Source organism: Oceanobacillus sp. M60 (assembly GCF_053839645.1).
On the sequence record NZ_JBSSNH010000006.1, the window covers coordinates 259,167 to 271,385 of the forward strand.

The window sequence follows — 12,219 nt, forward strand, 5'->3', positions numbered from 1 at the left end:
TCTAAGTTCATTCAAAATCAAAATAAAGTAGACAGAGTATTATTTGGAATAATCATTCTCCTTTTATGTATCGGTATGCTGATGGTTTACAGCTCATCCTATATTTGGTCGGAGTATAAGTTCAATGATGCATTTTATTACTTAAAAAGACAGCTTTTATTTGCCGGCATCGGGTTTATCGGAATGGTTGTTATCTCTTACTTTCCTTATTATATATGGAAAAAGTATGCAAAGATTTTATTATTTTCTTGCTTTGTTCTGCTTCTCCTTGTGCTTATTCCGGGAATCGGCATGGTGCGCGGAGGAGCACAGAGCTGGATTGGCATCGGTGCATTCAGTATTCAGCCCTCTGAATTTATGAAGCTGGGTTTAATTATTTTTCTGGCATCTATATTATCTGATCATCAAAAATATATTACCTCGTTTAAAAAAGGGTTTTTCCCGTGCCTTCTATTGATTTTTACGGCATTTGGTCTGATTATGCTTCAGCCAGATTTAGGAACTGGAATGGTGCTGGTCTTAACATGCATGATTCTGCTTTTTGTGGCAGGTGCAAAGCTTTCTCATTTTTTTGGACTGGCCGGCATTGGAATTATTGGGTTTATCGGATTGATTGCTTCTGCACCTTACCGGATTAATCGGATTCTGGCTTTCTTAAACCCATGGGAGGATCCGCTAGGACATGGATTTCAAATTATTCAATCTCTTTATGCTATCGGTCCCGGGGGACTGATGGGACTGGGGCTGGGCAACAGCCTGCAAAAATATTTTTATCTGCCGGAGCCGCAGACAGATTTTATTTTTTCAATCATTGGTGAGGAATTAGGTTTAATTGGAGGTTGTACAACTATTTTATTGTTTTTTCTGCTATTATGGAGAGGGATTAAAATTGCTATTGAAGCTCCGGATTTATTTAGCAGGCTGTTAGCGCTGGGAATCGCAAGTATGTTAGCATTACAGGCGATGATTAATATTAGTGTAGTCATCGGATTGATTCCGGTAACGGGAATTACCCTGCCTTTTCTCAGCTACGGCGGTTCATCACTGACGTTAACACTTTGTGCGGCCGGGATTCTTCTAAGTATCAGCAGGCACGCCAAAAGTATGGAAAAAAGTACGAAGCCGATTATTTAAAATAGCAGCGAAGAACATTTATATAAAACGTAAATCCCGTCCATGGAAGAAGTAAGAAAACTTCTGCGGACGGGTTATCCGTGATAAAAAAGAAAAAACTTCAGAAACAATAGAAGTCAATGACGTGTAGCACCATAATTTATGATATAATTTTTGTAAATACTAGGGAGTAAACTGATACAGTTATATTCCCTGAAAATAATGGATAAAGGAAGAAATGGAGATGAGTGATAAAAATATCGTTTCGATTGAGGATCGAATTCCAAAATTGAAGCAAGCTAGGAAGAAAAAAGCAAACAGACGATTAATATTTTATCTATCTATATTTTTCTTTCTCATTGCTATCATTGTTTACTTGCAATCTCCATGGAGTGAAATACGCACGATTGAAGTAAACGGCAATGTATTCTTAACGGATGAGTATATAATAGATGAGTCAGGGGTAACAGAAGGAACAAATATCTGGTCCATGAATGGATCATCTGTTGCAGCCGGGATGGAAGAAAATCCCGTCATTGAACATGCATCTATTAATCGGAGTTTTCCCAGCACCGTTGTGATTGAGGTAGAAGAACAGCCTGTCCTTGGCTATGTTCAGGACGAAAGGGAATTTTACCCGGTTCTTGCAGACGGTCAAGTCATCCAGCAAAATGCACAAAACTCTATCAGCAATGCTCCATTAATAACAGGCTTTAATGAAGCGCAATTAACAGAATTGGCAACAGCCATGGATAATGTTCGCCCAAGTATTTTTAATATGATTTCTGAGATTGAACGAAAAGATTCAGATGAAGAAGAGGATACGCTGCAGGTTAGATTGTATATGAGTGATGGGTTTCTGGTAGAAGGCATTGCAGATCAAATGTTGGACAGATTGGATTACTATCCTTCTATTGTGTCACAGCTTGACGAAGAGGATAGTGGTATCATTCATATAGGTGTCGGCATTTATTTCGAATCTTTTCAAAAAGATGAAATGGAAGAAGTAGATATCGAAGACGAAATTGAAGAACTCAATGAGGAAATTAATGAAGAAAATGAAGAAACAGGAAATGAATAATTTGCAGAATGAAGTCATATATCATCCTTTTTTAACGAATGGTATAATGTCGATTTTTATAGAAATAGATTACTTGAAAAAAATAAGCATAAAATATGTTTATTTTTTATTCATTTTCTTTTAGAATTAAAGACTATACAAAGGATAACGTGGCAGTAAAAATATCGTCAGCATATTTTTACGGGGAGGTGCTCTTTTTTGAACAACAGTGAGATATTAGTTAGTCTTGACATTGGGACAAACACGATAAAAGTAATTATTGGAGAAGTACAACAAGACTCTTTAAATATTATTGGAGTAGGTACTGCAGCGTCAAACGGAATGAAGAAGGGTGCTATAATTGATATTGATCAGACTGTTCATTCTATCAGGAATGCAGTAGAACAAGCAGAACGAATGGTAGGGATGGAAATTCACCGCGTAGTAGTGGGGATAAACGGATCCCATATCCAGCTTCAGCCTTGTCATGGCGTTGTCGCTGTACAAAGTGAGAATCGGGAAATAAATGATGAAGATGTAACGAGAGTAATTGACGGAGCTCAAGTGATTTCTATTCCGCCGGAGCGGGAAATCATCGATGTGATTCCGAAGCAATTTATTGTGGATGGATTAGATGAAATTACGGATCCGAGAGGGATGATTGGTGTCCGTCTGGAGATGGAAGGAACGATTATCACCTGCTCAAAAACGATTTTGCATAATATCTTAAAATGTGTGGAACGGGCTAATTTGGAAGTATCTGATATTTGTCTTCAGCCGCTTGCTGCCGGAACAGTTGCTTTATCAAAGGATGAGATGAATATGGGCTCTGCCCTGATTGATATCGGAGGAGGCTGTACAACGGTATCTGTATTTGAAAATGATCATTTGGCTGCGACAAGTGTTATTAATTTAGGCGGAGACAATATAACGAAAGATTTATCCGTCGGCCTGCGTATTTCTACAGAAGAAGCAGAGCAGATCAAACTAAATTATGGCTATGCATTTTACAACGATGCTTCTGAAGATGAGACATTTGAAGTCACAACAATCGGAAGCAATCAAAAACAGGTATTTAATCAACTTCAATTAGCTGATATGATAGAAGCTAGATTAGAAGAAATATACACTTATATTGATAGGGAAATTCGGAAAATGGGCTTTCAGGAGCTGCCTGGCGGTTTCGTATTGACAGGAGGCACCACGGCTATGCCGGGGAGCTTGGAATTAGCGCAAGACTTGTTTTATTCTCATGTACGTGTAGCTGTCCCGGATTATATTGGTGTCAGGGAAGCACAGTTTACTTCAGGTGTCGGTATTTTACAATTTGCTTATCGTAATGCGAAAATACAAGGGAAAGAATTATATCCTGCTGTAGCAATAGATGGGGAAGCGGAGCAGCAGCCAGTGAAGCAATCCAGACCTGCAGGCGAGAAGAAAAAGAAACAAGGCAAGAAAAAAGAATCAGGATTTGCTAACCTATTCAAATATTTCTTTGATTAATTTCTTTTAACAGAAGTTGAAACGAGGAATTGTTCGTAATTAGTAGACTAGGAGGAAACCATAATATGTTAGATTTTGATACAAACATGGAAGAATTAGCAACGATAAAAGTTATTGGAGTTGGCGGCGGCGGTAACAATGCTGTTAACCGTATGATTGAGCATGGCGTAGAAGGTGTCGAATTTATCGCAGTAAACACAGATTCTCAAGCTTTAAATCTTTCGATGGCTGAATCCAAGATACAAATCGGCGGGAAATTAACCCGTGGTCTTGGAGCCGGCGCTAACCCGGAAGTAGGGAAAAAAGCAGCAGAAGAAAGTAAAGAGCAGTTAGAAGAAGTGTTAAAAGGTGCTGATATGGTTTTTGTTACTGCTGGAATGGGCGGCGGTACAGGAACTGGAGCAGCTCCGGTCATTGCACAGGTAGCTAAAGATTTAGGAGCGCTGACAGTTGGTGTTGTTACTCGTCCGTTTTCTTTTGAAGGCAGAAGAAGATCAACACAGGCGATTTCCGGTATCGATACGCTGAAAGGAAGCGTGGATACACTAATTGTTATTCCAAACGATCGACTGCTTGAAATTGTAGATAAAAATACACCGATGCTGGAAGCCTTCCGTGAAGCGGATAATGTGCTTCGTCAAGGTGTACAAGGCATATCCGATTTAATTGCGAAGCCAGGTCTTATTAACGTTGACTTCGCTGACGTGAAAACGATTATGTATGATAAAGGTTCTGCTTTAATGGGTATTGGTATCGCAACTGGCGAAACAAGAGCAACAGAAGCTGCTAAAAAAGCAATTTCTTCCCCGCTGCTGGAGACTTCTATCGATGGAGCGCATGGTATTTTAATGAATATCACAGGCGGTACAAACCTGAGCTTGTATGAAGTGCAGGAAGCAGCTGACTTAGTTACTTCTGCAGCGGATCAAGAAGTGAATGTTATCTTTGGTTCTGTAATTAATGAGAACCTTAATGATGAAATTGTTGTAACTGTCATTGCTACCGGTTTTGATGAAAATGCTCAGCCAAAAGCAGATACGCGTCAAAAACAACAGCGTCCAAATATAGGACAAACCCAGCAGGCTGCTACACAGCAAACAAATGAATCAACTCCTGTCAGGGAAAGAGAAACATCCAATCCATCACCTTCTAAGCCTCGTCCCGAGGAAGATGAGTTAGATATCCCGACTTTCTTGAGAAACCGTAATCGTAATCGATAAAACGAAAAAATACTGTGCTAAGAGAACTCTTTTAGCACAGTATTTTTTTATTTAAAGAGTAAGAAAGTATATAAAAAATGCTGAATATAGCCGCTCTAACGGCTTTCATGGGGTAAGTAATCTTAGGCTCCAGAAATACACTCCGCTTTCCGTGGGCCCCGAGCTCATCTCCTTTAAAGACCAAGCGGTGTTCTTTGTTTATCTAACAGGAAAGAAAGTAAAGTTTCCTTGCCCCTCTTTTTTATTCCAAAAATCGTTAGACATTATTTCTAAGAATAAGTGCTAAATAGCTTAATTTTGCACACAAGAATTGACAGACTTTTCTCTTTCGATTGTCTATACTTTTCATCATATATTACTTCCATTCTATGAATATCATGATCAGCAAAGTACGCAGGAGATAACAGCTTCTTCTGATTAGCAGCAATTTAGGGGGTGCAACAGAGAGTGTCTATTTACTTAGACGTTATTTGGGCATTAAATTTTATGGTAGATTTAATGCTGCTGATGCTCGTACAAATACTTGCCCGGAAACCAGTAAAAAGAAGGCGCTTATTTCTAGGGGCATTTATTGCGTCATGCATTGTTCCGCTGACGATTTTGTATCCAAATTCGTTTTTTAATCATGTGGCCGGGAAACTGTTCTACTCTTGTATTATCATTTTCAGCACATTTGGATTTAAGAGTCTGTATCGCTTTATTAAGCTGATTTGCCTCTTTTATTTTGTATCCTTTTCCATTGGAGGCGGGTTAATGGCAATACATTTTTTCCTGCAGCGTCCGGTAACTGTTTCTTTGGAAGGGATAATCACCTTCAACCAAGGCTATGGTGATCCTGTCAGCTGGATATTTGTTATTACCTGCTTCCCGATTATTTGGTATTTTACAAAGAGACGAATGGACGAGCACGTAGGAGAACAAGTGAAATATGACGAAATGTACAAGGTAATCTTAACAATGAATCATCAGTCTTTTGAATCCATTGGTTATATCGACAGCGGAAATCAGCTTGTCGATCCATTAAGCAAGCAGCCTGTCGTCATTTGTGATCAGCCGTTTTTAAAGCAATGGTTCGATGATGAAGAGTGGGAAGAGCTGAAAAATATGAAAGAGCATTTAGACTTCAGCCGGCTGCCAAAGAAATGGGAGGATAAGCTGCATTTAATTCCTTACCAGGGAGTAGATGGAACACATTCTTTCATGCTTGCTATTCGGGCTGAGGAACTGACAATTTTTTATAATAACGAAATTCTTCAGGCAGTAAATGTATTCATTGGAATTCAATTTGGAGTATTGGAAAGGGACGGGCAATATCATTGCTTGCTGCATCCCCTCATCATTAAGCAATCTATCATACAATCTGCATAAAGGAGCGTGCGTTAAGTGGCTAATTGGAAATTCAAATTTAAATTACGCTGGTATCAATTTCTTAAAAAAATTGGAATAAAACCAAAGGAAATCTATTATATAGGCGGAAGTGAGGCATTACCCCCGCCGCTGACAAAGCAAGAAGAGCAGGAATTGCTTAAAAAATTGCCCGAAGGAGATAAAGCGGCAAGGTCGATGCTGATTGAAAGAAATTTGAGATTAGTTGTTTATATTGCCAGAAAATTTGAAAACACGGGTATTAACATCGAAGACCTGATTAGTATTGGCACAATTGGGCTGATTAAGGCGGTAAATACGTTTAATCCGGAAAAAAAGATTAAACTGGCAACCTATGCCTCCCGCTGTATTGAAAATGAAATCTTAATGTATCTGCGCAGAACGAATAAATTAAAGACAGAGGTTTCCTTCGATGAACCATTAAATATTGATTGGGACGGCAATGAGCTTTTATTGTCGGATGTGTTAGGAACTGAAGAAGATATTATTACCAAAAGTATTGAATCGAATGTGGATAAATCATTGTTAAAATCAGCATTAGGCAAATTAAATGCACGTGAAAAACAGATCATGGAATTGCGCTTTGGATTGATTGGTGATGATGAAAAAACGCAGAAAGATGTAGCAGATATGCTTGGAATTTCCCAGTCTTATATTTCCCGTTTAGAGAAGAAAATTATACGTCGGTTGAAAAAAGAATTTAATAAAATGGTTTGACTTGATATATCAATTGTTTGCCGCATAGGTTGACTTTATTTACATGATTTTCCTGCATAAAAACTTTTCCCGGGGAGATACTGTCCTTGAACAGCATCTAAGATTGGGGAGGTTTTCGGGAATGGCAAGACATAAAGTTGAAATATGCGGGGTTGATACATCCAAACTTCCAGTACTTAAAAACGAAGAAATGAAAAAACTATTTATCCGGCTGCAAGAAGAAAATGACATTACAGCCCGGGAAGAATTGGTAAACGGCAATTTACGCCTTGTTCTTAGTGTTATTCAGCGTTTTAACAACCGGGGAGAATATGTCGATGATTTATTTCAGGTCGGCTGTATTGGTTTAATGAAATCAATCGATAATTTTGATTTGTCCCATAATGTACGTTTTTCTACCTATGCTGTTCCGATGATTATCGGTGAAATCAGAAGGTACTTGCGGGATAATAATCCAATTCGTGTATCCAGATCTTTACGTGATATTGCTTACCGGGCTCTGCAGGTCAGGGAACAATTAATCAGTAAAACATCCAAGGACCCATCTCCAGCAGAAATCGCCAAGGAAATGGGAGTAGAGCAGGCTGATATTGTCTTTGCGCTGGATGCCATCCAAGACCCTGTTTCGCTTTTTGAACCAATTTATAATGATGGCGGCGATCCGATTTTTGTCATGGATCAGCTGAGCGATGAAAAAGATAAAGATTCCTCCTGGGTTGATAAGCTATCGCTAAAAGAAGGAATGCACAGATTGAATGCTAGGGAAAAGATGATATTAAATAAGCGCTTTTTTCAAGGGAAAACACAAATGGAAGTGGCGGATGAGATTGGCATATCCCAAGCACAAGTGTCCAGACTTGAAAAAGGAGCTATCCATCAAATGAATAAGCAAATGTTTGAATAAGGAACTAAAAGCCTTGTCCCCGCGGCAAGGCTTTTTGCATGCAAAAATAACTGTTTCCTTTTTATTTTCCATGAAAAAAAGCATGTTCCAATGCATAGGATAAGAAGAGGAGGGAGCTGGCATGGTGAAACTATCTGAACTGCAAATAAAAGAATTGATTGTCATGGATGATGGAACAAGGTTAGGGCATATCATTGACTTAGAGATAGATGGAAGAACCGGAAGAATCATTGCAATTATTGCGGAAGCCAAAGGGAAAAAATCAGGCATGTTTGCGAAAGCAGGCGAGCTTTTTATCGCCTGGGAAAAAATTGTACGGATTGGGGAAGATGTTATTTTAGTGGAGAAAGTAAAAGGACCGGATCTTTATACCGAAGATTAAGGAGAAATTATCGATATAATGTGTTAAAATAAGACACAAATTTGAATTTAAGATAATGTTCAATAGGAGACATTATGGGGAAAAGAGGGGAAAAACATGGAGCCATTTCAACTTAAAAGTGAGACAAGACTTCATTTATCTTCATTGGAGGAAGAAATTCCAGGTCTGGTAGCAGGCTTTACAACAAAAAATGGCGGTGTAAGTGAGGGGGCTTATAAGCAATTAAATATGGGGCTCCATGTGTTGGACGACGAGAATAAGGTGCTGGAAAATCGGCGGATTCTGAGCAAGGAATTAAATATTCCCCTCAACCGTTGGGTTTGCGGTGAACAAGTACATGGAACAAGCATCCATTTTGCAGGGAAAGAAGATGCGGGAAAGGGCAGTATTTCCTTTGATTCCGGTATTTCCGGCGTCGATGGATTAATTATCAATGAGGCGGATTCTCTCCTCGGCACGGCTTTTTTCGCAGACTGTGTTCCATTATTTTTTGCAGATTCGACCACAAGAATAGCGGGTATTGCTCATGCCGGCTGGAAAGGAACAGTCGGACAGATTGCCCGGGAAATGGTACAGAAATTGAAAGAAGCCGGTGCCTCTATAGAGAATTTGAAAGTTGTGATAGGCCCGAGTATTTCCAAAGAAAACTACGTTGTTGACGATGTTGTTTTATCACATCTAACTGATGAACAGAAACAAAAATTTACGAAAGAAATATCGCCAAATCAATATTTCATCGATTTAAAAGAGCTTAATGTCGATATCCTTGTACAATCTGGCGTCTTTCGTCATAATATAGAGGTAACAAAATATTGTACATTACAAGATGAGAAGCTATTCTTTTCTCATCGGCGCGATAATGGAAAAACAGGGAGAATGCTCGCGTTTATTGGATTTGAGAAACAGAAGAAGTAATGGAGGATAAGAATGGTTGCAGTAAAAGAAAATCTAATGGAAATTCAAGCAGATATCAAGCAGGCTGCAAGGAGAGCAGGCAGAAATAAGGAAGATATTAATATTATCGCAGTGACGAAATATGTTACAATAGAACGAGCTAAAGAAGCATTATCTGCCGGGGTAATTCATCTGGGTGAAAATAGAAATGAAGGATTTTTAGCGAAATTTGAAGAGATCAGGGACAGTGCCACTTGGCATTTCATTGGTTCCCTGCAATCCAGAAAAGTAAAAGATATCATACATCATATTGATTATATTCATTCACTAGACAGAAAATCTTTGGCGAAAGAGATTAATAAACGGGCAGAAAAAACGGTGCCCTGCTTTGTTCAAGTCAATGTGAGCGGAGAAGAATCGAAACACGGATTAGATGAAGGAGAAGTGGAATCGTTTATTAAAGATTTAGCGGCATTTGAGCATATACAGGTGGCAGGTTTAATGACGATGGCTCCGCATGTCGATAATCCGGAAGAAACCCGGCCGCTGTTTAGAAAATTGCGTTTGCTGAGAGACCGTATAAAGGGGCTTGGTTTAGACTATGCACCATGTGAATACCTGTCTATGGGAATGAGCAATGATTATGAAATTGCTGTAGAAGAAGGTGCAACACATATTCGGATAGGTACCAAGCTGGTCGGCAGCGAATTATAAAGTGAGGTGTAGTAAATGAGCTTTAAAAAGAAGCTTAAAAATTATTTCACGATGGACGATGAATATGAGTATGAATATGCCGAGGAAGAACAAAAAGAAGAAATACCCCAGGTTCAGGAAAAAACAGCAGGAAGCAAAAATGTTGTGAACCTTTCCAGTATACAAAATACGAATTCAAAGGTTGTATTAGCTGAGCCGAGAAATTATAATGAAGCTCAGGACATCGCAGATAATATTGTTAACAGACGAGCTGTAATCATTAATCTGCAGCGTGTGGATCGTCAGCAGGCAAAGCGGATCGTTGATTTTCTGAGCGGAACGGTTTATGCCGTAAAAGGGGATATTCAAAAATTAGGATCAGAAACATTCCTGTGTACGCCGGATAATGTAGAAGTATCCGGCAGTATTTCTGAAATGTTATATGAGCAGGAAGATTATGATAAAGGATGGTAGCAGGAGATGTTGGCACAAATCGTTTCACTAATAAGCTTTGGTTTAAACATTTATAGCTTTGCACTAATTGTGTATATTTTTATGTCCTGGTTCCCTGGAGCCAGAGAATCTCAATTTGGAGAATTACTCGGAAAAATTTGTGAGCCTTACTTAGAAATTTTCCGTAAGTTTATTCCGCCGCTTGGTATGATTGATTTTTCTCCAATTGTTGCGATATTATTATTGCATTTTGCAAGAATGGGATTTATCCAGTTTGCAATGATGCTTTAGGCTTGAAGGAAAGGAATGACCATGGAAGTTTATCAGCATTTTCGAAAAGAAGAACAGCCATTTATTGATCAGGTTCTTTCATGGAAAGACCAGGTGGAGCGATCGTATATTCCAAAATTGACTGATTTTTTGGATCCGCGCGAACAAGAAATCGTGCAGATGCTGTTAGGCACTAATCACGACGAGCTTCAGGCAGCTGCTTTTGGCGGATCCGAGTACAGTGAACGAAAAAGAATGGTGATTGCTCCTATTTATGAAAGCATTACAGAAGATATGTTTCAAGTAGAGCTGCTGGAGGCATCTTACCCGGAGAAATTTGTAAGTCTGGAGCATCGGGATGTAATGGGTGCTTTTTTATCACAGGGTGTGAAGCGAAAAAAATTAGGAGATATTACAGCAGCAGATGGGAAAATTCATTTACTTGCAGCGGGAGAGGTCGTCCCTTTTATCAAGATGAATTTAACATCTATTAAGAAATCTCGTATATCTTTCAAAGAACAGCCGCTCACTTCGCTGGTTACAGAAAAAAAAGCCTGGAAAGAATATGATAAAACTATTTCTTCCCTGCGTTTAGATACAGTTGTTAAAGAAATATATGGTGTCTCCCGAAAAGACGCTGCTGCTTTGATTCAAAAACTGCTCGTAAAGGTAAATTACCGGGTAGTAGATGATGTGAAATTCCAATTACAAGAAGGGGACATGCTCTCTGTACGCGGAAAAGGCAGAAGTAAAATTACAGCGATACGCGGGAGAACCAAGAAAGATAAAATCAAAATGACGGCGGCAATTTTGCAATAAATGCTGGAAATTTAGCTGGAATTATTGAATAATAAAGAGAGAAATCGGAAGCTCAAGCAAGCACCGATTAGGGAGGTGGAGATGGTGGCACTATCACCATTAGATATTCATAATAAAGAGTTTGCAAGAGGATGGAAAGGCTATGACGTGGATGAAGTAAATAAATTTCTTGATCAAGTGATGAAGGATTATGAAATTGTTATACGTGAAAGAGATGAACTGGATCAAAAAGCGAAAGAGCTTCAGGAACGATTAGGACACTTTACGAACATTGAAGAAACATTAAATAAATCTATTCTGGTTGCTCAGGAAACAGCAGAAGATATTAAAGGCAGTGCGCAAAAAGAAGCAAAATTAATTGTGAAAGAAGCAGAAAAAAATGCTGACCGTATTGTCAACGAAGCATTAAGTAAAGCGCGTAAAATATCCCTTGATGTGGAAGAGTTGAAAAAGCAGGCAAAAGTATTCCGATCAAGAATGCGCATGCTTGTGCAGGCTCAATTAGAAATGCTCGGTACAGATGATTGGGAAGAATTATTTGATACTGAAGTGGATGAAGATTTAGAATTGATGGAGCATGAATCTTAAAGGCTTGACTTAGGCTTGTATATTACATATAATTCATACAAGTATCATGTTTTTTGACATTTAATTTATGCTAAAAATTTCATAATCACTATCGTTATACAATGAAAGAGAAAGTATAGAAGATGACTCTGTGTAAGCGAGTCAGGGGCGGTGGAAGCCTGATACAGAAGTCTTTTAGAAAATCACTCTGGAGTAGCTATTATGAAAATAATGTAGT

Annotated in this window: 14 protein-coding genes and 1 other annotated feature (1 of these 15 cut by a window edge); all 14 genes read left to right on the forward strand. The window is 38.8% G+C overall.

Going from position 1 to position 12,219, the window contains the following annotated elements:
• Positions 1 to 9: 9 nt before the first annotated feature.
• The 14 genes from spoVE to ACW0TQ_RS16250 all read left to right on the forward strand — a co-directional run bounded on the left by spoVE (position 10) and on the right by ACW0TQ_RS16250 (position 12,002).
• Complete coding sequence (spoVE, locus tag ACW0TQ_RS16185; RefSeq protein ID WP_256706326.1) at positions 10 to 1,134, forward strand: stage V sporulation protein E; 1,125 nt, start codon at positions 10 to 12, stop codon at positions 1,132 to 1,134.
• Positions 1,135 to 1,357: 223 nt separating this feature from the next.
• Entirely contained in the window at positions 1,358 to 2,194 is an 837-nt protein-coding gene (locus ACW0TQ_RS16190) for a cell division protein FtsQ/DivIB (RefSeq protein WP_042535183.1), read from the forward strand.
• A gap of 198 nt (positions 2,195 to 2,392) precedes the next feature.
• Positions 2,393 to 3,676 carry a cell division protein FtsA gene (gene ftsA, locus ACW0TQ_RS16195; protein ID WP_042535180.1) on the forward strand — a complete coding sequence of 428 codons (1,284 nt, stop codon included), beginning with the start codon at positions 2,393 to 2,395 and terminating at the stop codon, positions 3,674 to 3,676.
• Between the two features lie 65 nt (positions 3,677 to 3,741).
• On the forward strand, positions 3,742 to 4,896 hold the full coding sequence (gene ftsZ / locus ACW0TQ_RS16200) for a cell division protein FtsZ (protein ID WP_042535178.1): 1,155 nt from the start codon (positions 3,742 to 3,744) through the stop codon (positions 4,894 to 4,896).
• 447 nt (positions 4,897 to 5,343) lie between these two features.
• Positions 5,344 to 6,264 (forward strand): sigma-E processing peptidase SpoIIGA, encoded by a 921-nt coding sequence (gene spoIIGA / locus ACW0TQ_RS16205; protein WP_193063320.1) that lies wholly within the window; start codon positions 5,344 to 5,346, stop codon positions 6,262 to 6,264.
• 15 nt (positions 6,265 to 6,279) lie between these two features.
• Positions 6,280 to 6,999, forward strand: coding sequence for an RNA polymerase sporulation sigma factor SigE (gene sigE / locus ACW0TQ_RS16210; protein ID WP_193063322.1), 720 nt, complete (start codon positions 6,280 to 6,282; stop codon positions 6,997 to 6,999).
• 121 nt (positions 7,000 to 7,120) lie between these two features.
• Positions 7,121 to 7,903: an RNA polymerase sporulation sigma factor SigG gene (gene sigG / locus ACW0TQ_RS16215; RefSeq protein ID WP_193063324.1), complete on the forward strand. Its 783-nt coding sequence runs from the start codon at positions 7,121 to 7,123 to the stop codon at positions 7,901 to 7,903.
• A 121-nt stretch (positions 7,904 to 8,024) separates the two neighbouring features.
• Positions 8,025 to 8,285 (forward strand): YlmC/YmxH family sporulation protein, encoded by a 261-nt coding sequence (locus ACW0TQ_RS16220; protein ID WP_040979961.1) that lies wholly within the window; start codon positions 8,025 to 8,027, stop codon positions 8,283 to 8,285.
• A gap of 96 nt (positions 8,286 to 8,381) precedes the next feature.
• The gene (gene pgeF, locus ACW0TQ_RS16225; RefSeq protein ID WP_193063326.1) at positions 8,382 to 9,200 is read left to right on the forward strand and encodes a peptidoglycan editing factor PgeF; all 819 of its coding nucleotides are present in this window, start codon (positions 8,382 to 8,384) and stop codon (positions 9,198 to 9,200) included.
• 12 nt (positions 9,201 to 9,212) lie between these two features.
• On the forward strand, positions 9,213 to 9,893 hold the full coding sequence (locus ACW0TQ_RS16230) for a YggS family pyridoxal phosphate-dependent enzyme (protein ID WP_193063328.1): 681 nt from the start codon (positions 9,213 to 9,215) through the stop codon (positions 9,891 to 9,893).
• Between the two features lie 15 nt (positions 9,894 to 9,908).
• Positions 9,909 to 10,346, forward strand: a complete 438-nt coding sequence (locus tag ACW0TQ_RS16235) for a cell division protein SepF (protein ID WP_042535167.1) — start codon at positions 9,909 to 9,911, stop codon at positions 10,344 to 10,346.
• A gap of 9 nt (positions 10,347 to 10,355) precedes the next feature.
• On the forward strand, positions 10,356 to 10,616 hold the full coding sequence (locus ACW0TQ_RS16240; RefSeq protein WP_374705734.1) for a YggT family protein: 261 nt from the start codon (positions 10,356 to 10,358) through the stop codon (positions 10,614 to 10,616).
• Positions 10,617 to 10,637: 21 nt separating this feature from the next.
• Complete coding sequence (locus tag ACW0TQ_RS16245) at positions 10,638 to 11,414, forward strand: YlmH family RNA-binding protein (protein ID WP_193063366.1); 777 nt, start codon at positions 10,638 to 10,640, stop codon at positions 11,412 to 11,414.
• A gap of 84 nt (positions 11,415 to 11,498) precedes the next feature.
• Positions 11,499 to 12,002 (forward strand): DivIVA domain-containing protein, encoded by a 504-nt coding sequence (locus ACW0TQ_RS16250; RefSeq protein ID WP_042536343.1) that lies wholly within the window; start codon positions 11,499 to 11,501, stop codon positions 12,000 to 12,002.
• Positions 12,003 to 12,094: 92 nt separating this feature from the next.
• Positions 12,095 to 12,219: a binding site (T-box leader), on the forward strand; it runs 93 nt beyond the window's last position.